At 64.2% G+C, this 23,962-nt stretch carries 26 protein-coding genes and 2 pseudogenes; 8 read left to right on the forward strand and 20 right to left on the reverse strand.

The features are described from left to right. The 15 genes from JZ791_RS47310 to JZ791_RS01115 all read right to left on the reverse strand — a co-directional run bounded on the left by JZ791_RS47310 (position 1) and on the right by JZ791_RS01115 (position 12,536). Entirely contained in the window at positions 1-489 is a 489-nt protein-coding gene (locus JZ791_RS47310) for a bifunctional DNA primase/polymerase (RefSeq protein WP_216892188.1), read from the reverse strand. Positions 490-595: 106 nt separating this feature from the next. Beyond that, positions 596-2,371 carry a ParB/RepB/Spo0J family partition protein gene (locus JZ791_RS01050; protein ID WP_216892189.1) on the reverse strand — a complete coding sequence of 592 codons (1,776 nt, stop codon included), beginning with the start codon at positions 2,369-2,371 and terminating at the stop codon, positions 596-598. 84 nt (positions 2,372-2,455) lie between these two features. Continuing rightward, a complete protein-coding gene (locus JZ791_RS01055; protein ID WP_216892190.1) occupies positions 2,456-3,130 on the reverse strand; it encodes a DUF4254 domain-containing protein in 675 nt (224 codons plus the stop codon). Beyond that, entirely contained in the window at positions 3,127-3,345 is a 219-nt protein-coding gene (locus JZ791_RS01060) for a hypothetical protein (RefSeq protein ID WP_216892191.1), read from the reverse strand. Before JZ791_RS01060 ends, JZ791_RS01055 begins: the two co-directional genes overlap by 4 nt. 56 nt (positions 3,346-3,401) lie before the next feature. After that, positions 3,402-4,625: a hypothetical protein gene (locus JZ791_RS01065; RefSeq protein ID WP_216892192.1), complete on the reverse strand. Its 1,224-nt coding sequence runs from the start codon at positions 4,623-4,625 to the stop codon at positions 3,402-3,404. Positions 4,626-4,735: 110 nt separating this feature from the next. After that, on the reverse strand, positions 4,736-4,981 hold the full coding sequence (locus tag JZ791_RS01070; protein WP_216892193.1) for a hypothetical protein: 246 nt from the start codon (positions 4,979-4,981) through the stop codon (positions 4,736-4,738). Then, positions 4,978-5,550, reverse strand: coding sequence for a hypothetical protein (locus JZ791_RS01075; protein WP_216892194.1), 573 nt, complete (start codon positions 5,548-5,550; stop codon positions 4,978-4,980). The genes JZ791_RS01070 and JZ791_RS01075 overlap by 4 nt, the downstream gene beginning before the upstream one ends. Positions 5,551-5,633: 83 nt before the next feature. Next, positions 5,634-6,458: a class I SAM-dependent methyltransferase gene (locus JZ791_RS01080; protein ID WP_216892195.1), complete on the reverse strand. Its 825-nt coding sequence runs from the start codon at positions 6,456-6,458 to the stop codon at positions 5,634-5,636. Positions 6,459-6,932: 474 nt separating this feature from the next. Beyond that, on the reverse strand, positions 6,933-7,379 hold the full coding sequence (locus JZ791_RS01085; RefSeq protein WP_216892196.1) for an ATP-binding protein: 447 nt from the start codon (positions 7,377-7,379) through the stop codon (positions 6,933-6,935). Next, a complete protein-coding gene (locus tag JZ791_RS01090) occupies positions 7,354-8,067 on the reverse strand; it encodes a magnesium chelatase domain-containing protein (protein ID WP_216892197.1) in 714 nt (237 codons plus the stop codon). Before JZ791_RS01090 ends, JZ791_RS01085 begins: the two co-directional genes overlap by 26 nt. Further along, positions 8,067-8,333: a hypothetical protein gene (locus JZ791_RS01095; RefSeq protein WP_216892198.1), complete on the reverse strand. Its 267-nt coding sequence runs from the start codon at positions 8,331-8,333 to the stop codon at positions 8,067-8,069. The genes JZ791_RS01090 and JZ791_RS01095 overlap by 1 nt, the downstream gene beginning before the upstream one ends. Positions 8,334-8,385: 52 nt before the next feature. Then, positions 8,386-9,285, reverse strand: a complete 900-nt coding sequence (locus JZ791_RS01100; RefSeq protein WP_216892199.1) for a DNA-processing protein DprA — start codon at positions 9,283-9,285, stop codon at positions 8,386-8,388. A 302-nt stretch (positions 9,286-9,587) separates the two neighbouring features. Beyond that, complete coding sequence (locus tag JZ791_RS01105) at positions 9,588-10,664, reverse strand: DUF4192 domain-containing protein (protein ID WP_216892200.1); 1,077 nt, start codon at positions 10,662-10,664, stop codon at positions 9,588-9,590. A 632-nt stretch (positions 10,665-11,296) separates the two neighbouring features. Beyond that, complete coding sequence (locus JZ791_RS01110; protein WP_216892201.1) at positions 11,297-11,962, reverse strand: pentapeptide repeat-containing protein; 666 nt, start codon at positions 11,960-11,962, stop codon at positions 11,297-11,299. 229 nt (positions 11,963-12,191) lie between these two features. After that, positions 12,192-12,536: a hypothetical protein gene (locus JZ791_RS01115; RefSeq protein ID WP_216892202.1), complete on the reverse strand. Its 345-nt coding sequence runs from the start codon at positions 12,534-12,536 to the stop codon at positions 12,192-12,194. Between the two features lie 218 nt (positions 12,537-12,754). Between JZ791_RS01115 and JZ791_RS01120 the strand changes: the two are divergent. After that, positions 12,755-12,984 (forward strand): annotated as a pseudogene (locus JZ791_RS01120) (xylitol/threitol ABC transporter substrate-binding protein); the annotation flags it as partial. A gap of 146 nt (positions 12,985-13,130) precedes the next feature. Here JZ791_RS01120 and JZ791_RS01125 read toward each other — a convergent pair. Beyond that, positions 13,131-14,393 (reverse strand): tyrosine-type recombinase/integrase, encoded by a 1,263-nt coding sequence (locus JZ791_RS01125; protein WP_498049396.1) that lies wholly within the window; start codon positions 14,391-14,393, stop codon positions 13,131-13,133. A 362-nt stretch (positions 14,394-14,755) separates the two neighbouring features. Then, complete coding sequence (locus tag JZ791_RS01130) at positions 14,756-15,610, reverse strand: TetR/AcrR family transcriptional regulator (protein WP_308162695.1); 855 nt, start codon at positions 15,608-15,610, stop codon at positions 14,756-14,758. Positions 15,611-15,679: 69 nt separating this feature from the next. Between JZ791_RS01130 and JZ791_RS45905 the strand changes: the two genes are divergently transcribed. Continuing rightward, entirely contained in the window at positions 15,680-15,802 is a 123-nt protein-coding gene (locus tag JZ791_RS45905; protein WP_256461779.1) for a hypothetical protein, read from the forward strand. On the opposite strand, the pseudogene JZ791_RS46765 reads toward JZ791_RS45905, so the two are convergent. Beyond that, positions 15,794-15,970, reverse strand: a pseudogene (locus JZ791_RS46765) (hypothetical protein); the annotation flags it as partial. The gene JZ791_RS45905 and the pseudogene JZ791_RS46765 overlap by 9 nt on opposite strands. A 186-nt stretch (positions 15,971-16,156) precedes the next feature. On the opposite strand from JZ791_RS46765, the gene JZ791_RS01135 reads away from it, so the two are divergent. Genes JZ791_RS01135 through JZ791_RS01145 form a run of 3 tightly spaced genes read left to right on the forward strand, consistent with a single transcriptional unit; the run spans position 16,157 to position 20,009 of the window. Then, positions 16,157-17,344: a lipid-transfer protein gene (locus JZ791_RS01135; protein ID WP_216892205.1), complete on the forward strand. Its 1,188-nt coding sequence runs from the start codon at positions 16,157-16,159 to the stop codon at positions 17,342-17,344. Between the two features lie 11 nt (positions 17,345-17,355). After that, on the forward strand, positions 17,356-18,945 hold the full coding sequence (locus tag JZ791_RS01140) for a long-chain-fatty-acid--CoA ligase (protein WP_216892206.1): 1,590 nt from the start codon (positions 17,356-17,358) through the stop codon (positions 18,943-18,945). Positions 18,946-18,947: 2 nt separating this feature from the next. After that, entirely contained in the window at positions 18,948-20,009 is a 1,062-nt protein-coding gene (locus JZ791_RS01145; RefSeq protein ID WP_216892207.1) for a quinone oxidoreductase family protein, read from the forward strand. Between the two features lie 139 nt (positions 20,010-20,148). Here the strand turns inward: JZ791_RS01145 and JZ791_RS01150 are convergent, their stop codons facing one another. Next, positions 20,149-20,955 (reverse strand): methyltransferase domain-containing protein, encoded by an 807-nt coding sequence (locus JZ791_RS01150; RefSeq protein WP_308162697.1) that lies wholly within the window; start codon positions 20,953-20,955, stop codon positions 20,149-20,151. 235 nt (positions 20,956-21,190) lie between these two features. Here JZ791_RS01150 and JZ791_RS01155 point away from each other — a divergent pair, with 235 nt between their 5' ends. Genes JZ791_RS01155 through JZ791_RS01165 form a run of 3 tightly spaced genes read left to right on the forward strand, consistent with a single transcriptional unit; the run spans position 21,191 to position 23,343 of the window. Further along, complete coding sequence (locus JZ791_RS01155) at positions 21,191-21,790, forward strand: nuclear transport factor 2 family protein (RefSeq protein WP_254205045.1); 600 nt, start codon at positions 21,191-21,193, stop codon at positions 21,788-21,790. A 52-nt stretch (positions 21,791-21,842) separates the two neighbouring features. Beyond that, positions 21,843-22,838, forward strand: coding sequence for an LLM class flavin-dependent oxidoreductase (locus JZ791_RS01160; protein ID WP_216892208.1), 996 nt, complete (start codon positions 21,843-21,845; stop codon positions 22,836-22,838). A gap of 34 nt (positions 22,839-22,872) precedes the next feature. Then, a complete protein-coding gene (locus JZ791_RS01165) occupies positions 22,873-23,343 on the forward strand; it encodes a VOC family protein (protein WP_216892209.1) in 471 nt (156 codons plus the stop codon). A gap of 137 nt (positions 23,344-23,480) precedes the next feature. On the opposite strand, the gene JZ791_RS01170 is transcribed toward JZ791_RS01165, so the two are convergent. After that, positions 23,481-23,888 (reverse strand): VOC family protein, encoded by a 408-nt coding sequence (locus JZ791_RS01170; RefSeq protein WP_216892210.1) that lies wholly within the window; start codon positions 23,886-23,888, stop codon positions 23,481-23,483. Positions 23,889-23,962 lie beyond the last annotated feature (74 nt).

The following is a 23,962-nucleotide window of genomic DNA, read 5'->3' on the forward strand; positions in this document are numbered from 1 at the left end:
CTATTCGTCGGCAGCGTCAGATGTGTATAAGGGACAGATCCTGTATCGCCCGGCGGGGGTGATCGAGCCGGGGGCGACGATGTAGCCGCCGTCGCCGCGAGAGTCGATCCCGGGCGCGATTCGTCCGACGGTGCACCGCCGCAACTCGGGTTCGGCGGGGGCACGGAAATACAGGTGCTTGCCGTGTGGGGTTCGCACGGTGAACGTGGCCGGCAGTGGTGCGCCTGTCTGATGGGCAAGGCGGGCAAGGGGATCGGGTTCGTCATGGGTGTCGATGTCGATCACGTACAGGCCGCTGGGACCGGTCGCGATACCGATATTGCGGCGTGGCTGGCTCGCCCACCAGCGGCAGATACGGTGAGGGTCGGTGGTGGCGAACTGCGGCCACGCGGCGACGGCGGGAGTCTTCCTCCCGGGGCGCAGCGGGAATATGAACCATCCCCGGGCTGCCGCCCGCAAGGCGGCATCACGGAAATCATTGGTAGACAAGAAACACCTCCCGGTTGAAACGGGGCGATGACGGCTGGCCGAACGACAAAGGGCGGTATCGGAACCTGGGAGTCGCCTGGTTCCGATACCGCCCGGAGGGGAAGGGTTATGCGTCGGGGTCGAGGGTGGCGGGGTCGAGGTCGCCCGCGGCGGCTTGTTCGACCGCGGCCAGGTCGTAACCCAGTTCGGCGAGGAAATGCAGGTAGGCGCTGGTGCGTGGGTCGTGATGCGCCCACTCGTCCTTGGTGATACGTGCCTCGTAGGCCGCGAACACGATGGTCAGTAGCATCACCGTGCACCGGCCGGGGCGGGCTTTGACGGCGGCTTCGGCCAGACTGGGGCGGCTACCCTGGATTCTGAGCCATTGCAGGGCGGTGTGGGTGGGCTGGTAGCTGTCCAGGCTCAGAGCGTGAACGCCGGTGGCTTCCAGCAGGAACCGCTGTGCCGAGGTCGGAGCGCTCGCGCGTTCGGCGAACGTGCGGACGAAGTCCAGGCGCGCGCTGGTCGCGGCGGTGAACCTCTTGGTCAGCGCGTCGTGACGGTCCTGCAACCGCTTGGCTTCCCGGGCTGCGGCCTCCCGTTCGGCCTGCCGCTGCTCGGCGAGCGCGCGCTGCTCGGCCAGTTCGGCCTGACGTTGGGCCTCGGAGACTTCATCGCGAACAGGGGTGGACTCAGAGGCACTGACCGCGAGCGGCGGTCCGTCGACCAAGGGCCCTTCCTTGCCGATCGACTCGGAATCGGTGACAGGGCTATCGGATTGGACCTCGGCGGGTTCGGGCTCGGGGACCGGGGCGAGGCGGTAGCCACTGGTGTCGAGCAGGTCCGTGGGCAGGTAGTAGTTCGGCGCCCATACCGCGCGATGTTCGACGGAGTCCGCGTGCCGCAACCCCTCGCCGGGTTCGGCGCCGGGCTGGTCCTTGGTGGCCGGGTCGATCGTGTCGGGGTCCACCACCTCACCGGTGTCACGGTCCACGAGGATCTGGTCTGGTCCGGGCGTCACGTACACGACCCACCCGTCGGGATTCCCGCGCAGGAGTTCGGGGGTGATCTCCTGGCCGTCGCTGGTGACCAGATCCTTCGCGGGCAGGTACGGGGCGTCCTGGCCGAAGGTTTCCGGCTCCATGATCGCCACGGCGAACCCGGCGGCGGCGTACGGCAGGCTCGCGGTGAGCCGATCGCGGTCCTCCTGGCGTTCCTGGCGGATCTGGTACGCCTCGTGCACGAAGGTGGTGCGGTGAGCGCGCTGGAGTTGCTGCACCGCGGCGGTGTCGCCGATGGCGTCGAACTCGGCCAGGATCGCGGCGTGATCCAGAATGAGCTGGTTGTCATCGAGCATGGTGCGGGCGGTGCGGGAGTGGCCGACCTGCCCGGACTTGCGGACCGTATCCAGGTTGTTGATGGTCAGAGATTTGGAGATGCGGGTGAGCGAGACTCCCAAATCGAGCAACTCAGCGATCCCGCCCGCGCGGTCACCCTCGGTGAGTGCTACTCGGTGATCGTTGGCGTTGATCTGCTCGGTGATCCGGGCGACCGCGCGCTGCTTCGCGGTCACATCGGGGGCGGGTTCGATCCACACCGGAACCCGCGTGCACCCCGCCTCGAGAGCGATGAGCAGGCGCAACTGGCCCTCGATCACCATGATCCGGCCATCGGATTCGCGGTATGCCTTAATCGCGATCTTGACCCCGTTCTCCTTGATGGAGGCGATCACATCTGGGAAGTCACTGAGAGTGAAGTTCTCGCGGACATTGTCATCCAGCACAAGGGTTTTCGGATCCAGATACTTGGCCTCGGGCTGCGGGTAATCGCGGTCGGCGCCGGAGTCGTGGGCGCCGCTGTCCGGGTCGGGGGTGGTATGGGGTGTGTCGATGGTGGTTGTCATCGTGTGTTCTCCTATCGTGGAATGGCAGAACCCGGCCAGGTAACGACTGGCCGGGCTCTGCCCGAGGGGGTGAAAGAGGGGTGTTCAGGTGGCGGGGACGCTCTGGTAGCGGGGCAGGCGTCGGCGGCCGGTGACCAGGTCGGTGACGAGCTGGTCGTAGCCGGCCATCAGGTCCGCGATCGCGGTATCCAGGTCGCGGGACTCGGCGGTGGCAGGCTGAGGGTCGATGACCGCGCGGGTGATCGCGAACGTCACCAGCCGGTCGATGACCGTGGTGAGAGGCTCGGTGTGGACCAGCGCGCCGCGTCGTGCGGAGATCGGGAGTGCGGCGGTGATGAGCCGGTCGAGGGCGGCGATCAGTTCGTCGTGCTGGAACTCCACCTGTGTGCGCGAGACAGGCTCTCGGGGATCGGCGATGTGCTCGTGCATGGCCAAGGTCGCTAAATCCCTGACCGAATCGAGGATTTCGCTGTCGCCTGACGGGACGATCACCTGCGAACACGCGGCGACGATCGCCGCGGCCGACGGTAACCGGGTGCGCGGACCGCGCATCCAGGCCCGCCGCCGGACCGGCACGAGCATGGGGTCGAGATTACGCACAGCGCGGGAGGGCCGACCCGCGAGCGCCGAGGGGGTCCGGCGGCGAACCGGCGCGGCGAATGCGGCGACCATGTCGCGCCAGTGCAGGAAACCGAAAGCGTGCGAGACGATCTCGCGTTCGTCCTCGGTGATCCGGCGCGGGTCCGTGGGCACGGTCATCGCGGATCCTTACTGCGGCCGGCGACGTTGACCGGTTCGATACGCAGCAGGTCGGAGTCCTCGGTGACCGGGGCATAGCGCCAGTAGCGGCCCTTCCAATCCGCGTTGTCGTGGCGCAACCGGTGTGCGGTCGCCTCGTCGAGATCGGTGGCCGGTCCGGCGACCCCGAAGTAGTTCAGGCGGGTGTATTCGGTGTGGGAAACAGTGTCGGTCATGAGATGAACCTCCATTCGATGTGATGGGACTCGTTGCGGGGCAACGTCATAGCGGGTTACACAAGGGCCATTGCGGGCAGGGCTAGATCGTCCAAGGCATCGGCGCGGGCAGGGTCCGGCACGGTCTGCGAGTAGCTGGTGACCGCGTTGGCGATCCCGGCTGCCGAAAGCTGCCCAGCGGCGATGAAGTGCGCCAGCACGCCCGAGCGTTCGGTATCCGTGAACCCGAGCTTTTTGGACACCACCTCCAAGGTCTTCTCCGGCTCGCGCACCGGGGCCGCAGCGCGTTCCTCCAGCTCGGCGACCTGCTCGGCCAGGAAGGCGGGGGAGAGCCATTCGGTGACGGTGTCGCGGGTTTCGGCGGTGATCACGGCCAGTTTCTTGCGGTAGGTGTCCTGCGACCATCGGTGCGGGTCGTCGGTGAGGCGCTCACCCAGGTGCCGACGTGTCTGCGCGAATATCGGCAGGGTCAGGCCGTTGCCGCAGATCCGCACCACGAGTTCAGGTTTGAGGGTCAGGGCATGGTGCCCGGTTTCGGAATTGCTGAACCGGAACCCGGCGAACACCACCGGCTCGCTGCCGGGTCGGTAGCCTTGGCCCTCGCGGGCGGCGAGCGGCCGCCAGAAATCCACGGTGCTGGCCACGCGCTGGCGGTCGGCCTCCAGATCGGGGTTGGCGAAGGGGTTGCGGTATCCGGTAAGGAAATTCGGTGCCAGCGCCGACACTTTGGGGGCGTAGACCTTGCAGTGCATGGAGGTCTCGCTCAGGTCGCAGTCCCGGATCCGGGCATCGGCGTCCGCAGCGCGGATACCGTCCAGGACCGCGGTGAGCACATCGAGGTTGTCGATCATCCCGTACCGATCCGACAGAAACGCCCGCAACACCCCCTCCCCGCCGGGATCCCCGGTGAACAAGCGGAGCAGAAACGAACGCTGGTCGGCCTCGGCGATGCTTGGCAGGCCGTGCAGTAGTCCGTTGACGTTGGCGTCGTACAGATCTAGGCGCTCATCGGCGCGCAGCCGGGTCAGGTATCGGCCGGGAATCTCGAGCTTGGCCGCGATCTGGCTGTCGGCCGCACTGGTGGGCCGGTAGCGGCCGTCGACTGCGGTCACCCCGCGCTCGTCCAGCACCGGCGGCACCCCGGACAACTTGAGGAAACCCTCCCGCGCGTGGATCGCGGCGGCCGGCACAACCAGATCGACCTTCGCGGCCTGCTGCCGTTCGAGCAGCGCGACCATGTCCGACAGCTCGGCGTGGCGAATACAGGTGGGAACAGACATCGAAACAATCCTTTCGACAGGACGGAAATAGGAAATCCATTGCCGCGCAGCTGGTAACAACACGGCTGGCGATCGTGCGGACCTGGGCCGTGGCCTGCTGAATGACGGGGTTACCAGGCGTTGAGGTCGCGTCCGGCGCGCCAGTTGGCCCATCCGCGATGGATGGAGGGCCGCGAGCCGCCGGTGGCGACCAGGACCGCGAAGGCGATAGCGAACGCGATCGCCTCCCCGGATCCGACGCATCGCGCGTCGCAGTAGCCACGGGCGAACCCGAGCGCTTCGAACCCCAGATCACGGGCGGCGCGACTGTGCTGGATCGCCCGGGACCACTGCGTGTAATCGGGGTCGACGCTCACTTCTTGTCGTCCTGGCAGACCCGGCGATACACGGCGTCGGCAGTGTCGCGGACGACGCGCGCCGTCTGATACTGCTCGGCCAGGCATTGCTCGGTGAGCTGCGCTTGATCGTAAGCACGCCGCACCTGGTCGGCGCGGTCCTCGGTCATCCGGCGGTAATAATCCGTGACCCGACGGTCGGTGAGCATCTGGGTCGCCAGCACCGTGATCACCGTCTCCAGGGCCTCCTGGACATGCTCGGGTGCGACCTGGACCCGGTGCGACACCGTCGCGACCAGCCAGCCGGGCTCCCCGAAACTGATGAACGGAACACGGGCACCAGCCGATTCGGGATCTTCGGGATAGAAGGTTACCGTCGCGACCGTTTGACCGAGATCGTGCTCATAGACCGACAGATCGAAAAACCGCAACCGAACACCCGGCCACGGCGCCAGCGTCTCCCCGGTGCCGTGAACGAACAAATCGACGAACACATACCCGGTCACCGGGACATCGGGATCGGTGACGGTATACGCGAAACCTCCCGGGGTGCGATTGACGTAGTGATCTTCAGTGAACTGGACAGTCATGATCAACCTCCTGAATAGGGTTGTGCGGATAGGGATCTCGCGTGTCATACACGCATTCGCGTAGTCGTGACGGCGTGGTCGGGTCACGAGTCGAGAGATCGGAGGGGATCGGTCAGGGCACGCAGCACCGGGGAACGGCGGTGGGGCCGAAGCACGGCCGGGTCGGTGAAGTCGGCGAGCGCGACCTCGGTCGGGGGTACGCGGTGATGCCAGTCTTTGTCGCACAGCGAGGTATCGATCCCTTTAGAGGGAGCCAGCAGGATCCCGGTCCTGGCTACGAACCGCTCGTACTCCTCGTCCCTGGGGCCGGGAGCCAGATGGGGCATACCGGAATACCGGAACGGTGCCGAGGACTGCGGGATCAGGAACACCCCGTGCCGGGCGATCTGCGCAGCGAGAGCGATCGCGTGATACTCGAACCGGCGCCCGCGATACCCAGGCCCCGAGCCCGTCCGGGAGGCACGACCGTAGGGCGGGTTCGCGATGGCGGTATCGAACTGCCGCAAACCGCGCGCGGGCAACTCGAACATGTCCGCGCACACCCAGACCGCCTCGGGCACGATCTTCATCCCGACCCGGACCAGATCAGGATTAGCCTCGACACACACCAGATCCGGCGTCGGATCGCCATTGTGTCGGTGGCCGAACAGATTCCGGCACGCGAACCCCAGATGCCCGATCCCGGCACCCAGGTCGATGATGCGGGTGCCGACCACATGGATGGCCATCGCCCGCGCCAGCGCCGAGGGTATGAAGAACATTCCGTCGGTGCCCTGATCGAGATGCATCGACTCCTGGTAGTGTTCCAGCACGAACTGCTTCTCGTCCTCGGACAAATCACGAGCCAGATCGACCAAGCGACAGGCTTCCTGATGCGCCGCTGCCGCGGGCCTGCTCAGTCTGGACATAACTACTCCTTCGACAGACGAATCGGAAGATGCACGCACGGAGCAGGATTCGAGTCAGACACTGGTGACCGCGGCGTATAGATGAGTCGCGTCGAGTGACTCGGGATTCACCGCGACGATCAGGGAACCGGATCGTCTGCTGCGGAACAACTTTCAATCCGCAGTGGTGTGCTGCGGGTGGGCCGGTGGCCGCCGCACGCCCACACCGGCGGCACGCTCGTCCTGTGCCGCCGCACGCTTTTCGCGGCGGGACAGGACTGCCGCCGGTGTAGCGTCGGCGCGGCCCACCGGCCCACCCGGATGCACCGCCCCGCCTAGCCGACAAGACGAACCTGTGTAATCAAACAGGCTGTGCGGAAATGAGATACAGAACCGAGAAACCGGTAGGACCTCATGTCTGAGGGTATCCGTTTGACCGGCGGTGCAGCTGAACAGCCAGCTCGACGTCCTCGGGAGTCGGAGTCTCAGCCCCTCTCAGATCGGCCACCGTTCAGGCCACCGATAACACCGCGCACGCATCCCGCCGAGAGAACGCACCTCGCCGCACCAACTGCGACGGCCACCGAGCCAGCACGGCATCCCGGTCGAGCTGGTCGGCGAGATACGCGGAGTCATGAACCCGAGATGGTCCCGACGACGACGGTACCTATCTGCGGGAAACGGCGGGCACGAACAGGAACGGCCGGGTGAGTGATTCCCCGAGCATTCGTGCGCGGTCAGCAGCAGCTGACAGCGAGTGGGATACCGCACCAGCCCCTGCGCCCCAGCGATATGGACGACATGATCGTCCAACACCGGCCGCAGGCCTTCCCAGAACGCCCGCGACAGCAGCGGATAGTCCTCGATGACCAGCAGTCCGCCGTGGGCGCGGGTCAGCGCACCCGGCACACGCAGGTTACCGATCAATGCCGGGATCGACACCGAATGATGCAGTTCCGCGAAGGGCGCCAACCATGCCACGGAGATACCACCCCAGTAGCGTGGTCGACACCTCCGAACCGACGGTCATCGTCATCGAATGCCCACCCGCAGCGGCAATCTCGAACACACGGTGCCACACCCGCAGCACCGCGACCGCGGTCGACGGCAGCGCACCGGGCAACATGAGCGGCTGCATCCGACGGGTGCCACAAAGCTCGTCGATCAGCTCGGTCAGGCTCGCCGCTGTGTAGACCGGTACCCGGCTCTTGGTCAGCTCACCGATCACCGCGGAGGGAACCACGACCCGATCACACACCGACGGCTCCAGCGCAGCGACCGCAGCCGCGATACCGGGCACCGATCGGACGGTACCGTCCAGCCCCAGACCACCCAGAAACACGGTGCGTGCCACAACGCTGGTCGGGGCCGTGCCGTCCGCACCTGCGATCGCGACTGCCAGTGCCAGGTCACCGGCCGAGCCGCGTAGCGGGCGAGACGCAGACATGGCCACCGTGCCGCCCGGATACCGATGGCCAGCATTGCAGAGCGCAGCCCGGACACGATCGCGGGCCTCGCGCTCGATATTTGTTGTGCCCGAAAAGTTGTCGGTGATCCGAACACTGATCTCGACCGGCGCTGGAACCTCGCCGAGCGTCATCGTCAATACCTGCCCGTACCCGGCATTCATCACGACACCTCCTGGAACGGCAGACCGATCACCAGCACGGTCCGCTGCACCACCGCGGCCCCGGCATCGAACTCCTCGACAGTGCCGGTCGACACCGCGTTCCGGCGCAATGCGACGAAGGCGCGGTCGGCCTCCTCACGCTGCGACCAGATCACCGCCTCGTCATGGACGATGTTGACGTAACCACTGCGCTCGGCATGGTAGAGCTGGTTGTTGGGCAGCCGGATCGCGTACTGAACTTGACTGTGAATAGCTGTGCCGTTCAACGGATTTCGCTCCTGAGATTGTTGGTTGGATTTGCCCAGCGAGAGGTTCGCGTCATGCCGGTAGCATGGCAATGATCTCCGCCGCTGACGTAGCCAGAGTGGCTGCACCGCAACGGATCAGGTTGTTGGTGCCACGCGACGCGGGAGAGGTAACCGGCCCTGGTATCGCGAAGACCGGCCGCCCGAGTTCACGCGCGTGACTGGCGGTTCCGAGCGTGCAACCCCGGAATCCGGCCTCGACGAACACGACCGCACTAGACAGAGCCGCGCTCAACCAGCGCGTGTACCGGAGCCCTTTCTGCGACACGAGTGATTGAGGCGGGAACGCGGTGACCACGCATCCAACCTCCGCGACATCATCGAGCAGCATCTGATGCTGGAACGGGTGCGGCCGATCCAGCCCGGCAGGCTGCACCACCAGCGGCGCACCGGCACAGTCCAAGACAGCCCGGACAGCGGCGGCCCTAATCCCGAAACCGGCGGTGGACACAATCGGATAACCCCGACGCGCCATATCGCCAGCGATCTCGGCCGCGACCTGGTCCCCATACGGAGTACTGGCGGCCGATCCCAGCACTGCGATCGCTCCCTGCGCCGCCGCACGGACCGGATGCGTGCCTCGCACCCACAACACCGGTGGCGCACCATGGTCCACCTTCGGGCGCCCCCGCTGCGATGACAAATGAAGCGGGGACGCCGCGAACGGCCAGTCGTGGTCATCCGGGGTGAGCAGGCGACCGCCGAGCCGGATAAGGAGATCCAGGTCTCGTTGTGCCGTTTCGAGAGTGGCAGACGCCAAAAGTGCCGCCAACCCCGGTGGGACGTCACCGGAGGCTATCGCCTCCGCCGCATCGACCAGACCTACCTGGTCGATGAAATGTTGCAAGGATAGGTTCGGGCGATGCGCCGCACGAGCGAGCACTGCCCACGCCAGAATGCGGGCGACACTCATCGCCTCACCTCCGCAGCGAAGGAGTTGAAAGAAGAAATCTGCTGGGAGTAAACAGGATTCATCGGAAACATCCTTTGTGATCGAACACTGCCAGGCTGTGCGTCACGATGGTGAACGCGCGCGGCAGGCATATATGGATACGATCGGAATTGGATATTTCGCCAGAGAAATCGCATCGCGACGAGCTGGTGAGAGCGCGGGCACCCGATCTACTGTGTTGTGGTGTAAGTCAATTCGGAGGCGCGTGCCTTCGAGTCGGGATGGTTCGTCGGAAGATGCTGTTTCACTGCGAAAGTGGCATGCTAGTGATCCGATCTGCCGGGCAGTGTGACTTCCAGCGCGGTTGCAATTGCCCGTGCATGAGCCACAGAGGAGTTCAGGTTCGAAAACGGCAGGCCTACAGCCACTACGGTCTCCATCAGCCGGGCCAACGTATACCCGGGATCGGATTCCAGAGCCGCGATGACCGCAGCACGTGCGACAGGAACGCGGCCATGGAAGTAGGCGATGAACGCCAGAACCGCCGCAGGCCGCGCTCGTTCGGGGGCGGGCAGTGCAGCCGCGAGCCGCGCCCAAAACGCCTGCACCCCAGTGATGTCGGTACTTTCGGCTAATCCGAGCATGCAATCACGGACCGTTGGATCGCTCAGTGCCACAGTGATATCGGCCAATTGATTCGCATGCAGAGCCTGCCCGCTGTCGACGTAGGACGCCACTGTGGTGATCGCTCGTCGCGCATACGCATCCGGATCCCCGACAGCCATCCCCGCAGTGTGTGCGCGCTCAGCCGCGCGGATCGCCTCGGCCAAGTAGCCCCGGACGCGCTCGGCCAGGGACCGGTCGGGCGCGAGCATGGTAACCAAATCATCGAGTTCTCGGCTGGTCGGGAACGAGCGTGCCGCGGTGTGCGCCGCGACCGGAGAGGTGGCAGGATCGGGCAAGGTGCCGTGTTCGTCGTTGATCAGACTCCACCATGGCGAGCCGGCTGCGAGCGCGGTTGTACAGCACACCTGATCGATCCGAATTCCCGTGCTGGTGAATGCCGCGGCCAAGCGCGCGATGAATCCCCGATACTGCCTGCCCCGCTCCGCGGCACTGGCCGAGTCGTCCGGCTGTGCCTGGGCATCGACAACGAAAACGTTCACCGCGACCGCGTCACTGTCGATGCAGTACTGGACCGCCTCATGGAGCGCGTCCCCCTCGGGCTCCAAGCATCCGGCCAAATCCCGCGACAGGACCGCCCCCACAACCTGCGCTGACGAGCGACGGTGACTGGTCACCACCGTGACCGAATCCTGCGGATAGAACCCCAACATCGCCGGCACCGCCGCGAACAGATCCGACAGCGAACCGACAGTAATCTTCGGAACCGAACCCATAACGAACTCCTTCCACGTGACCAGGTATCGGCTGACCCGCGAAAGAACCTGCTGCCCAACCAGAATCGGGCGGTGGCTACGGATCAGACCCACCCCCGAACCACGCAGCTGCGCTGGCCCGGGGCGGTGGGCGCACTCGACTCACACCGGCGGCGCGCCCGCGTGGTGACGCCGCAACGCTTTACCGCGGCGTCACCACGCCGCCGCCGGTGTAGAGTGCGCCGCCCACCGCCCCGAGCCAGCGAAGAATAGGTCGCGAGTTGGTGTTTCGAGGTATGAGGGTCGGTGCCGTGTCTGTATGACCGGATAGTCTGGCGAAATCGCGAATTTTACGGTGTATCTCGACAACAGCGGTGTACCGCAGGGACTGGCCCGCAAGGAGCAGCGCCAGCAACTCCATCTCCGCTACCGGTGTAGTCGGAGTAGAAGTCGCCGAAGGTAAGAACCAGAAATTGGGGGAAGCGCTCGCCATCGTCTCGAGTCAGCAGTGACCATGGGCGACCTCCGCGGCGTGATTGGGAAAGAATCGGTGGATTCTTGTCTGCCCCTACTGAGGGTCGTGCCGAATGACACGACCCCTCGTGAATCTGTGCCATCAGCGAGGTGGGTGGACCTGCTGAATAGCATCGGCGCTATCGCGCGCGCTGCGGGCTTTCCGGTGTATCACCTGGCCGAGGGGATTGGTTTCGTGGATCTTCTGCTGGATTCAACACCCAGATGCCGTGACCACGAGTGACGGACCGCGCTCGGATGTCCGCCGAATCGCGGCCCCAGCGTGTGTCATCCGACCAGATGAGGTTCCGAATGGATTCGAGGGCGCTGAATTCGGCGTGGTCGAGGTTCGCACTGGCCAGCGTTGCACCAGTGAGGTCAGCGCCCACCAGGTTCGCACCGCGCAGATCCGCGTCCATGAGTCGCGTGCCGATCAGGAATGCGTCGGTGAGTTGTGCGCCGCGCAAGTCTGTACCGCTGAGGTTAGCGCCGCGCAGGTAGGCGCTAACGAGACGCGCGTCGACCAGGCCCGCCCCATGCAGGTTTGCGTCGCTGAGGTTTGCGTCGCTGAGGTTCGCCTCATGCAGGTCAGCGCGGTTGAGATTTGCGCCGCGCATGTTCGCGCCGCGCATGTTCGCGCGGTTGAGCACTGCGTCGCTGAGGGCCGCGCCGCGGAGGTCTGCGATAGCGAGGTCTGCGTCGCTAAGGTCTGCGTCAGTCAGGTTTGTGTCGCTGAGCCGCGCGCCGTGCAGGTTCGCGCCGTGCAGGTTCGCGCCTTGGAGATTCTCACCGCGCAGGTAGGCCATCGCCCTGATGCGGCCTCGAGAGACGCGCCGGCGGCGGCGGGGTGCCAGGTGGCCAGATTCGCGAGCCCAGTCGGTGTGCGGCTGGTACGCCCGCCAGGAATCGGCTAGCAGCGACAATAACCGCCGCCCGAATGGATCATCGGGATCCGTAACCCGGGTTGGGGGCCCTGGCTGGTATGTGGGCCAGCGGTCAGCTAGCAGCGACAACAACCGTCGTCCGAAACCTTGCTCAGTGGCGTCCATTGTCACCGCTCTGATCGCGGTCGTCGTTTGCACTCGTACCCGGCAGGCGGGACTCTGCATAAGCGGCAAGCTTTTTCACCACGATAGGCGCTGCCGCACCGGTGCCGAACGCGATCACGGGAGTGACAACGAGGTGGCTGGTGGCCAGCGCCGAGGCGGCTAGGCCAGCGATGCCGCAGTGAACGAGCAGCCACGTCGCGTACACGCCACCGCCGGGGCCACGGTTGTCTTTGCGCCACGGCCAGCCTTTCACCCGTTTGCTGACCTCCAGGAACACCACACCGCAATTGGCTGCTGCGCCACCGATCCCCCATAAGGCGTACTGCCACATGCGCACAACGTAGTCACAGCAGGGATCTTCGGCGTGCAATTGGAGGATGAACGTTGGGGGACAGGATGATTCGATGGCAATGAGCGTGGGTGCAAAGGCTTGTGTTGACGTCAGGCGAGGTCGATTGGACCGGGTGTCCGACAGATAGGTGGATGATCAGGTCTCGTTTCGAGAGGTAGATGGGTGCGCCGTCGGCACTGTTCTCCTCGTCGCGGTTCTCGAAGGACACCGCGGACTGGACGCGTGACGAAGCGGCCAAAAGAAATGGCTCTCGGGCTTCGGCTCCTCGATCAACGGTGTGGTGTCGGAGAACGATGATATGGGCCTCGGTGCTCTGCAGGCGTTGAAGGAGGTCCACCGCACCGGTGTTCCGATTGTGGGAATCGACGGGATCGAGGACGGCCTTGAACGCGGTGAGAACGTGGATTTAGGAATTGAGTCAGCTACCCATGTGGAACAACTTGGATAGGCCGGGATACGACGAGATGGGATGAGCTGATTTTTCGGTGGATAGGGGAACATAAATATCCCCCTTCGGGTCAATGGATCTCTAATCGCGATTTTCAAACTGCCATCAATGTACCGGCATCACGATCACTTCCGCCGACCTTTCGTTGGTTGACGAGGTTTTGGGGTCGTTTCCTGGGCTAGTTTCGAGATATTCTCGGCAAGGGTCTGTGCCCGTCCTGCGGCGATCTTCTGATATCGCATGGCGGCTTGTGGTGTCTTGTGTCGCAGTCGTTCCATGACCTCGGGGAGGGTGCCGCCTGCTTGGGCGGCGACAGTGCCGCCGGTATGGCGTTGTTCGCCCGGGCGGAAGTCGGGGCGGCCAATCTTGGCGCACGCTTTATCAAAGATCTTGCGGTAGATCCATTCCCGCATAGTTTTTCCTGTGTCGGGATCTGGAAACAGCAATGATTCTGGCTTTGGCCCGACATGTTTTTCGAGGTGCGTGCGTAGAGTTGAGCGGATGTGATCCGGGATCACTACCTCGCCGGATGACCCTGCTTTCGGTCGGTCGATCAGGATTTCGCCATCGCGGTAGGTCGCGGCAAAGGCCACGGACAGTATTGAACACTCTGCGTTCAGATTTCGCCGGCGGAGTTCGAAGGTTTCGGACGGGCGCAATGCGCACCATGCCGCGATCAATACGGATGCCGAGAGATCGGCGGGCATTGCGGCGGCCAGGGCTTGGATTTCGGCTGGTGTCAGGACGGTGGCGTCGTGGGCGGGTTGTACTGCGGTTGCGCCCTTGATCCGGCACGGGTTCTTGTCGATGAGGCCGTCGTCGACTGCGACATTCAGCACCATTCGCAGGACCTCGTATGCCCGCGCTCGAGCAGTTGGAACGTCAGCGGTGGGCGCCGTCTTCGGCGGTTTGTCCGGGCGGACTCTCTTTGCTGGTGGACGTGCACGAGACACCCGGCTGTACCAGTCGCGGACCGATTCGAGCGTGATGTCGGTCAGCGGGGTTGTCTCGAATGTTGGATTGATGTGCTCGCGGAGGAGGTACTTGTAGGAGTCGATTGTTCGACGTGAGAGGGGGCGGCCGCGTCTGGATACCCGGGTGGCGATGACCCGCTTGGCGTACTGGCCGAAGAGCGTGACAGGGGCTTCCTGTTCGGCTTCGATGTTACGTGTGGCTGGAGGAGTCCATATTCCGAGATCGATGAGATCGCGTTCTTTGGAGATCCATCCTTCAGCCCGTCCCTTGGTGTCGAAGGTGTGAGGTGCGTTGTGGAGTTGCAGGTCGGGCCCGATATACCCGGCCTGCATACGTCCTGATGGAAGCTTTCGGATCCGGCCGAACGAGCGGCGGTCAGCCCGCGGTTTGGCCTTCTTCGGCGACGGTGGCACTCGCCCTCCTTCTGGGATCTGTGTGCAATATACGTGCAATAGAGCAGCCTATACATGCACAAACTTGCGGCGTTTTGCTGAGGCGCCACTCTCATATAATACCAGGTAGAAGCCAATTTTGGCCGGTCACTTACTGAGTCAAAGGTATCAAGGTCGCTGGTTCGAAACCAGCTAGGACCACCATAAGCTGCTTATTCGAAACTGCGTCTGCTCGCCTGCTTTTCATCTTGTCAAGGCTCTTTGACCGGGGACGGGCTTCTGGCACCTCGATGAAGTCGTCACCGTGGAAGCGGTGCATGATCGCAGCCGTTTTGGTGGATAAGTCCTAGTCCAGCTAGTGCAGCGTCTCGTTGATTCTGTTCTCACGGGAGAATCTGGTTGAGAACGGCGGAGATGGCTGTCCGGTAGCCGGGTGATTGCCGTAGATGGGCGACGCGGGCGGTTGTGTTGACGATGGTGATGGCTGACTGCACGCGAATGCTTGCCGGAGTTCCCTGAATTCGAGGTGTTGCTTGTGAGAGTAGATGTGTCCACTCGGATAGGTAGTCCCGTTGAGTGGCAACGGCCTCTTCGAGTGCCGAAGGTGTCAGGTGTTGCGAGTCGCTGATCAGCAAGGTGACGAGATGGTAATGGGCAGAGGCGAAGTCGATGTAGGAGCGACCGAGTTTGTGCAGTGCTTCGGATGGTGTGGCGCTGTCGGTGAGTGCCGCGTCGAGCCCGAGCATGAGGTGGGCGCCCCCGCGACGGATGGCGGTCTCGAGTAGTTCGTTCTTGCTGGCGACGTGGTTGTAGACGCTGGGGCCGGTGATCCCGACCGTTTTGCCGATGTCGTCGATGCTGACCGAGCCGTATCCGCGTTCGGCGAAGAGCGCGGTCGCCGTGGTGATCAGAGCTTCTTTACGCGATAGGGGCCGAAGCCGGCTGCGATCGGGGCGGGTCGCGGGGTCGAGTTCGAACGGTGGCACCTCGGCCACGCGCAGTGCGGTATCGGCGAGGAGAGACGAGAACTCTTCGCCGGGCAACTCCTTGCGGTGAAAGGATGCGCTGAGGAAGACTGCCAGTGTTGCCCAGGCGAGCAGCTCGCACGCTCGCGACGACAGGTCGCTGCGGGCCGGTTGCAAGGATCGTGTGATCGCTTGGACGATGGCGTCGACCTGGGTCTGGAACGCCTTGCGGTGGCCGGGTGTCATGTGTCGGGCTTCGCGATGCCAGAGCACCCCGTCTCGTCGATGACTCAGTGCGTATCGGCTCAGGTCGGCGACGATTGTGGCCAAAGGCGCATAGTGATGACGATGGAGTTGATCGGCGAGCGGCTGGATGCGTTCCAGAATAACGTTCCCGAGCAGGTCCTGTTTGTTCGGGAAGTGACGGTAGAGCGCGGACCGCCCGACACCGACAGCATCGGCTAGTTCGGCGATATTGACGCCCTCGTATCCGCGTTCGTAGAACAGGTCGGCCGCCGCGGCGACGATCAGCGCGCGCCGGTTGCGCGGTCGCGTACCTCTCGGAGTCTTCGCTGACGTGCCCATCGCATCGACCACAGCTGCCTCCTCCGACTCCTGGTCGCACAGATCCATGGCCTTGGGCCACGTCCGCGCCTGTGCACCCTACCGTGACTCGACGAGTAGGCCGCTCATACCGCCGAACAGTAAGTGACGAACGGGTAGTACCTGTTCTCTGTACGAGAGATACCTGCCTTGGTGCTTGTATCTCATGTGACGCGGCGGTAGTCTCTGTGAATCGTATCACTCGGAAAGGGAGTTATGGCTGAGTGCGTGTTTGTCCTTGGTGTCGGGATGGTTCCGTTCACGACCCCGAGTCGTAGCGAGTCTTATGACGTGATGGGAGAGCGGGCGGCACGGCTGGCGGTCGAGGATGCGGGCATCGAGTACGACGATGTTCAACAAGCCTTTGCGGGCTATGTCTTCGGAGACTCGACGTATGGCCAGGCGGCCTTATACGGGCTCGGTCAGACCTCGATTCCGATAGTGAATGTCAACAACAACTGCTCGACGGGATCTTCTGCGCTCTACCTGGCTCGGCAGGCCGTGGCCGGTGGGAACGCGGATGTCGCATTGGCGCTGGGATTCGAGCAGATGCAGCGTGGTGCACTTGCCGCGCACTGGACCGACCGGCCGAGTCCCTTCTCCCGGCTCGACGAGGTCACCAACAGCCTGGTGGACAACGAGGACGGGGCGCCGATGGCTGCCCGGTATTTCGGTGGCGCCGGAGCGGCCTATGCGCGGAAATTCGGCCTCGGCGACGATACTTTCGCCAAGATCGCGGTCAAAGCGCGCACGCATGCCGCCAACAATCCGTACGCGGTGTTTCGTGACCAGCTGACGGTGGAAGAGGTTCTCGGGTCGCCCCACGTGTTCGGGCCACTGACACGACTGCAGTGTTGCCCGCCGACGTGTGGCGCCGCGGCAGCTGTGCTCTGTTCCGAGAGTTTCGCCAGGGCGCACGGACTCACGCCTGCGGTGGCGATCAAGGAACAAGTGATGACCAGCGACTCATCGTCGACCTTCACCGATCGCGACATGATGAAAGTCGCGGGCTATGACATGTCGCGACTAGCCGCCGACCGAGCGTACGACCGTTCGGGTGTGAGGCCCTCGGATATCGATGTCGTAGAACTGCACGATTGCTTCACGACGAACGAGCTGATCACCTACGAGGCGCTGGGGCTGACTCCGGTGGGCACGGCAGAGAAATTCGTGAACGACGGTGACAATACCTACGGGGGCAAGGTTGTCGTCAACCCGTCGGGTGGGCTGCTGTCCAAGGGGCATCCGCTCGGGGCGACCGGCCTTGCCCAGTGTGCTGAATTGGTCTGGCAACTACGGGGCGAGGCCGATGCCCGTCAAGTCGCCGGGGCACGGTTGGCGTTGCAGCACAACATCGGGCTCGGTGGCGCGTGTGTGGTGACGATCTACGAGAAGATCGCGTAGATAGCGTTCGAATGTATCTGACACAGACACTGCACAATTCGGTACAGCGCTCGCCGAACGCGGTCATGACTACCACCGCCGCCGGTCGGCGCCGCACCGCAAACCAGATCGCCGACCGAGTGGGGCACCTGGCGGGTGGTCTGCATTCGTTGGGTGTTGGCACCGGGGACACGGTCGCGGTCCTGAGCGCGAACTCTGACCGCTACCACGAGGCATTGCTCGCGATCCCCTGGGCCGGAGCGGTGATCAATCCGGTGAACACGCGATGGAACATCACCGAGATCGCTTACTCCCTGACCGAGTCGACCACCTCGACCATGCTCGTCGACGACACCTTCGTCACTCTGGCACCGGAGTTGCTCAGCCGATGTGGCTCGCTGCGCAACGTCGTGCACATGTCGGAGTCGCCGAGCGCTCGTGGCTCCGAACTCATCGACTACGAAGACCTCCTCGCCGCGGCGCCCGCGGTGGACGACGCTCGCCGTGGCGGCGACGACATCCTCGGGGTGTTCTACACCGGCGGCACCACGGGCGCACCGAAAGGTGTTCTCCTGAGCCATGACAATGTCCTGACCTCGTCACTGGGAAGTTTGGCCTCGGGCCACTTCCTGACCCAGGAAGGCACCGTCCTGCACTCGGCGCCGCTGTTCCACCTCGGTGGTTTCGGCTGTTGGACCGCCGCGATGATAGCCGGGTCGTCGCATGTGTTCCTGCCCGCCTTCGCGCCCGAGGCCGTCTTCGAGGCCATCGCGGCTCACCAGGTGACCGATGCGTTGCTTGTGCCGACAATGCTGCAGATCCTGCTGGACTCGCCGCATTTCGCCGAGGCCCGGTTGGGCTCGCTACGGTCGATCCTGTACTCGGGCTCGCCGATGCCACGCGCCCTACTCGATCGTGTACAGCGCGCATTTCCCGATGTCGGACTCACCCAGGCATACGGGATGACCGAACTCGGGCCGGTCGCCACATTGCTCTCGCCACGCGATCACGCCGACCCAGCGGCCCGAGAGTCTGCCGGACGGGTGGCGCCACACACCGAACTACGCATCGTGGACCCGGCAGGACACGAGGTCGGGCATGGGGACCTCGGCGAGATCGTGGTGCGCGGTGACAACGTCATGGTCGGTTACCTCGACAAACCCGAGGAGACAGCCGCCGTCCTCGATGAGGGCTGGATGCACACCGGCGACATCGGCTACCTCGATGACAACGGATATCTGTTCGTCGTCGACCGGCTCAAAGACATGATCATCACCGGCGGCGAGAACGTGTACTCGGCCGAGGTCGAAAACGTTCTCACTCAGCATCCCTCGGTCTCACAGAGCGCGGTGATCGCCCTTCCACATCCGAAGTGGGGCGAAACGGTGCACGCGGTGATCGTGCTCGAACCCGGCGTCAAGGTCACCGATCAAGCGCTGCAGACGTGGTGCCGAGGCCACATCGCGAGCTACAAGGTGCCGCGCTCGTTCGACTTCGTCACCACTCTTCCGTTGTCAGCCGCGGGCAAGGTCGTCAAGGCCCAACTGCGCCACCTCTACAACGACGACCCACACGTAGGTCCTTCCTCGATCACACCGACAAGCGGCAAGCAAGGAGCATAGCGATGCGCGCATGGGTAGCAGAACAATTCGGTCGCCCGGCCGATGTCCTGGCGATTCACGACGATATCGAGCGGCCGGTCCCCGGCGACGACGATGTACTCGTCGAAGTCGAGGCCGCAGCGATCAACAACAACGACATCGACATGATCTACGGCCGCTGGGCCAGCCTGCCGGTCCCGGCCCCGTTCGTGGCCGGAGCGGAGGTGGTCGGCACGGTCACCGACTCCGGCGCGAATGCCCGGGACTGGATCGGCCGACGCGTCGTGGGTATGCCCCGAGGCTGTCACGCCGGATTCGCCCAATACGCGGCGCTGCCCACGGCGATGGCCTTCGAAATACCTGCCGGCATGCCCATCGAACAGGCTGCGGGCATGTTCTGGCCATTTCATCTCGCCTGGCACGGATTGATGGAACGCGGCAATCTGAAAGCAGACGAAACAGTCCTCGTGCACTCCGCTGCCGGTGGTGCCGGCTCGGCGGCGGTGCAACTGGCGGTCAATGCGGGCGCGAGGGTGATCGCCACCGTCGGATCAGACGCCAAACTCGACATCTGCCGCGAGCTCGGTGCTATCGCCGCGATCAACTACACCACCACCCCAGACCTGGTCAAAGAAGTCCTCGCGGCAAACGCCGGCGCCGGTGTGGACGTCTGTTTCGACGGCACCGGCGGCGACCTCACACATCTGACATGGAGCTGTATGGCCTACGGCGGACGCCATGTCATGACCGGCTTCTCGTCGGGAATCGAGCAGACCGACAACCGCGGACTTCTCATGCGAGATCCCATCTTCGGTAATTTCTCGCTCGTCGGAGCGCTTCTGACATATGTCGATCGCAGCGACGTCGTCGAATCGACCGGCATGGTGATCAAGGAGTCCGCGTTGAACCTGCCCAGCCGCGCACACGGGCAGAAAGTGCACGATCATCTCGTCTCGCTGATCACCGAGGGCAAGGTTCGAACCGTTGTCGACCGAGTCATTCCGTTCGAGGAACTTCCCGATGCGATGAACGCCTTCGAGCGCCGCGAGATCGCTGGCCGCGTCATCGTGCGTGTCGGTGAGTAGCGCTCCAACCATCGCCCCACGAATAGGCCGATGGAATCGCCGACCAAGGCAACGGCAGGCGGCGCGTGGTGGGTTGAATTTACGGGCAGCAGAGACGTGCTTGGTCGGGCCTGGCGCGGCGCATGTTCTCGAGTGCGGCTCAGGGTTTATGCGCCACCACCGCGAACATGGTCACCGAGAAGTGATGGTCGCCGGTCTCGGCGCCGTGCTCGATATCGGCAAGGATGCGGTCGCGCTGGGCGGGGGTGATCATCCCGTCGGCGACAGCCCGTTCGCTGGCCACGGCCCACATCGCGAGCATCGACTCCAGTTCCCAGATCACAGCTTCCGACCCGATATCGTCGATCAGTAGGCCCGCCTGGACCAATCGGCCGCGTAAATGCCTGCCGGAGTTGCGATTCGGGCTGTTGGCCTCCATCCGCTGCTGCAACGCCGCGATGACCTCCGGATCGCCGGGATGGAAGATCGCGGTGGACCAGTCGCTGTCGATCAGCACCACCCGTCCGCCCGGTCGCAGCACCCGCGCGATCTCGGCGGTGGCCTTCGCCGGATCGTCGAGGTGCTGATAAACCCGCTCACAGCGAACCGCGTCGACGGACGCGTCCGGCAGCGGCAGATCGTAGGCCGATCCCTCGATGAATTCGGCCTTCACGTTCATGGCACGCTCACGCGCCACCGCGAGCATCGCCGGATTCGGATCGATACCGATGGCCCGTCCGGCCTCGCCCACCAGGGCGGCCAGTTCCACCACCTCGGTTCCCGTCCCGGAGCCCAGGTCCAGAGCTGTTTCGCCGGGGCGGACGGCCAGTGCGGCACGCGCCCACTCGCGCATCCGCACCACACCCGGTAAAGCCGCCTGGTCGTCGAGTATTCGGACGATCAGGTCCTGCTCCGGATGGTCGACCTGGTCGATATGGAAGGACGGAACGCCTCGTTGATCGCTCACCCCGTCAGTATGCTCGCGCATTCGGTCGAACAGCGGGATCGACACCGGGGGTCGATAGCGAGTCAGGGTTCATCGGGACCTTCGGCCACGTATCTGGTAACCGGCGCAGTTATCCGGACCTGCCAGGAAGGCTCGTCCGGAGAAGCATATGGTCAACTTATCTCTAGATCAATAGTTGATAGGTAGAGTAGTATCTCACCGAGCTGTCAGGAGCGGCCTCGACCAGCGGAGTGGATTGGTCGCCGCGGGGCTCGTTGTGGATGGCGAGCCGGTCGATAGCGAGACTGAGGAGAACTACTGGATGCCGAACGATACGAGTACTGGGCACGAGGGGGCGAACGACTCGGGTAGCTACCTCGCGGATATTCGGCGGCTCGGGGACATCGAGGAGATCAAGCAGCTCAAGGCGCGCTACTTTCGTTACGTCGACCTGCATTGGTGGCCTGAACTGCGCGGGCTGTTCGCCGATGACGCCGTGTTCGAGATCGGCGAATCGACTTCCTGCCCAAGGACTTCCGAGGAGTTCGTGGCGTCTGTGGGACGGCACCTGAGCGAAGCGGTGAGTGTGCACCACGGGCATATGCCGGAGATACGAATCGTCGATGCCGAGACGGCGCACGGCATTTGGGCGATGTTCGACCTCGTCGAGCCGTCTGCGGGTAGCGGGTATCCAGCGCTGACGGGGTACGGGCACTACACCGAGAGTTACCGGAAGATCGACGGGCGGTGGCGTATCACGCGGCTGCGGTTGACCAGGCTGAAGCGATCGGTGGACGGTGCCGTGGTCGAGGGAGACGGCGTCGATGGCCGTCGAGAGTTCGTGGAGCCGTGGTGACGGGCGGTGGTGCGGCAAGCGGGTATGCACGCGAAGGTCTGGAGAACGACAGATGAGAATCGGGCTGCGCTACGACATGAGAGCGCCGGATCTGGGGGCCGGATCCCCGACTCCGGAGGCTTTGTACAAGGCGGCGGTGGAGCAGTGCACGTGGGCCGACGCGCAAGGGTTCGGCACCATCTACCTCGCTGAACACCATGGGGCGGAAGACAATTACTGTCCGGCGCCGATAGTGCTCGGCTCCGCGATCGCGGGTGCGACGCGACAAATCGCAATTCACTTCTCCGCGTTGTGCATAACCATGCATCAGCCGCTCCGTCTCGCCGAGGACCTTGCCGTACTCGACCTGATCGCCGGGCCCGGCCGGGTGCTGATCACCGCCGGCATGGGCTACCGTCCGATGGAATTCGAGATGTTCGGGGTCGATTTCCCCAACCGCGCCAAGGTCTTCGAGCGAAATCTGGCGGTGCTGCGGAAGGCATGGGCGGGCGAGGATTTCGAGTTCGAGGGGAAAACGGTCCGGGTGACGCCGTCGCCCGCGACACCGGCCGGGCCGACGATCTACATCGGCGGCAACGCGAAGCCGTCGGCACGGCGTGCGGCGCGTCTGGGCCTGGGGTATCGGCCCGCGTCCAAGGAACTCTACGAGTATTACGAACAGCAGTGCGCCGAGCTGGGATACCCTGCGCCCGAGCGGTTTCCCGAGCACGGGCCCGCGTTCGTCCACATCACCGAAGACCCCGAGCACGCACTGCGGCAGCTCGCCCCACACCTGATCCACGCCAGCAATATGTACGCGGCATGGGGGAACGAACGCGGTAGCGCGACCGTGAACGGCTACTGGCAGAAGCAGGAAGGCATCGAGTCGATCAAGGCCGACCCGACCATGTGGATTCTGACGCCGGACGAAGCGGTGGCCCGGCTTCGAGAGCTGCCTTCGGACTACGAATTGCGCCTACATCCGTTGCTCGGTGGCCTTCCGCCGGAACTGTCCTGGCAGAGCCTGGAGTTGCTCGCCGACAAGGTGCTGCCGCGGATTGCGGCCTGACCCCTGTGATCTCGACTCGGAATGGAGGCGGCACATGCTGTCGATGCCCTATCACGCTGGGATCATCGTCCCGGATATAGCCCGCGCGACCCAGGAGCTGACCCGCAAGTTCGGATACACGTTCAACGCGCCGACGACCATTGCCATACCGGAAGTCGAGGATCGTGTCGGCGGTTACACGCGCGCGGTGGATTTGGTCGCGGCTTATTCCTGCGAGGGGCCCTTCCGGCTCGAGGTGATCGCCAGCCAGGGTGAGGGCGTGTATTCCGCACGACTGTCGGGGCTGCATCACCTGGGGGTCTGGGAAAGTGACCCTGCCGAGCGGCTGCGGCAGCTGGAAGCGGACGGTGAGCAGGTGGACGCCATCATCCGCAGGTCCGACGGGGGCATTTCGGCGATTTACGCCCGCGCCGGACACCTCGCCGGGACACGCGTCGAATATGTGAACGACGACCGCCGTCAGCAGCTCGAAGCATGGTTCGAGACCGGGATCATGCCGGGATAGCCTGTTCGGTGAATCAGCCTGGCCGGGCTGAGACCGGTTGCGGCGCAGAAGCAATCGATAACTTCCGCGCCGCGCCGCCGATCCCCGGCGCAACGGGCCACCGATGGAGCATCGGGTCCTGCGTCGCTGCGCGTGCTTCAGGCGGCAGGACGGTTGACGAACTCCACGAGGTTGCCGTCAGGATCGGTGACGAGCGCGATGCTGACTCCGGGGCGTACCTCTGTCGGGCCCTCGACAATCTTCTGGCCGGCGGCCTCGACCGCGGTCAGGAGTTCGTCGAGATTGGAGACCGATACGGTCCAGTAGCGCAGTCCGGTCGAGTCGCCGAGCGCGCCGGAAACCGCTCGGCCGGCCGGCTCGTCGGTGAACTGCGCGATCTTGAGAACGCAATCGCCCACCTGGAAGCGTCTGACGATGAAACCGTCCATCGGGACGTCGGACAGTGCGGGGAACCCGAGGACATTGCCGTAGAAGTCGACCATGGCGTCGGAATTGGTTGTGACGATGCCGATGTCGATCGTGGGCTTCACCAACTGGGCAGGCATTTCGGATTCCTCCAGGGTTGTGCGAGATGAGGTCCATGTCACTATAGTCGTGTTATAAATTATTTGGAACCAGA

This window comes from Nocardia alni (genome assembly GCF_019038435.1).
Lineage (GTDB): Bacteria > Actinomycetota > Actinomycetes > Mycobacteriales > Mycobacteriaceae > Nocardia > Nocardia alni.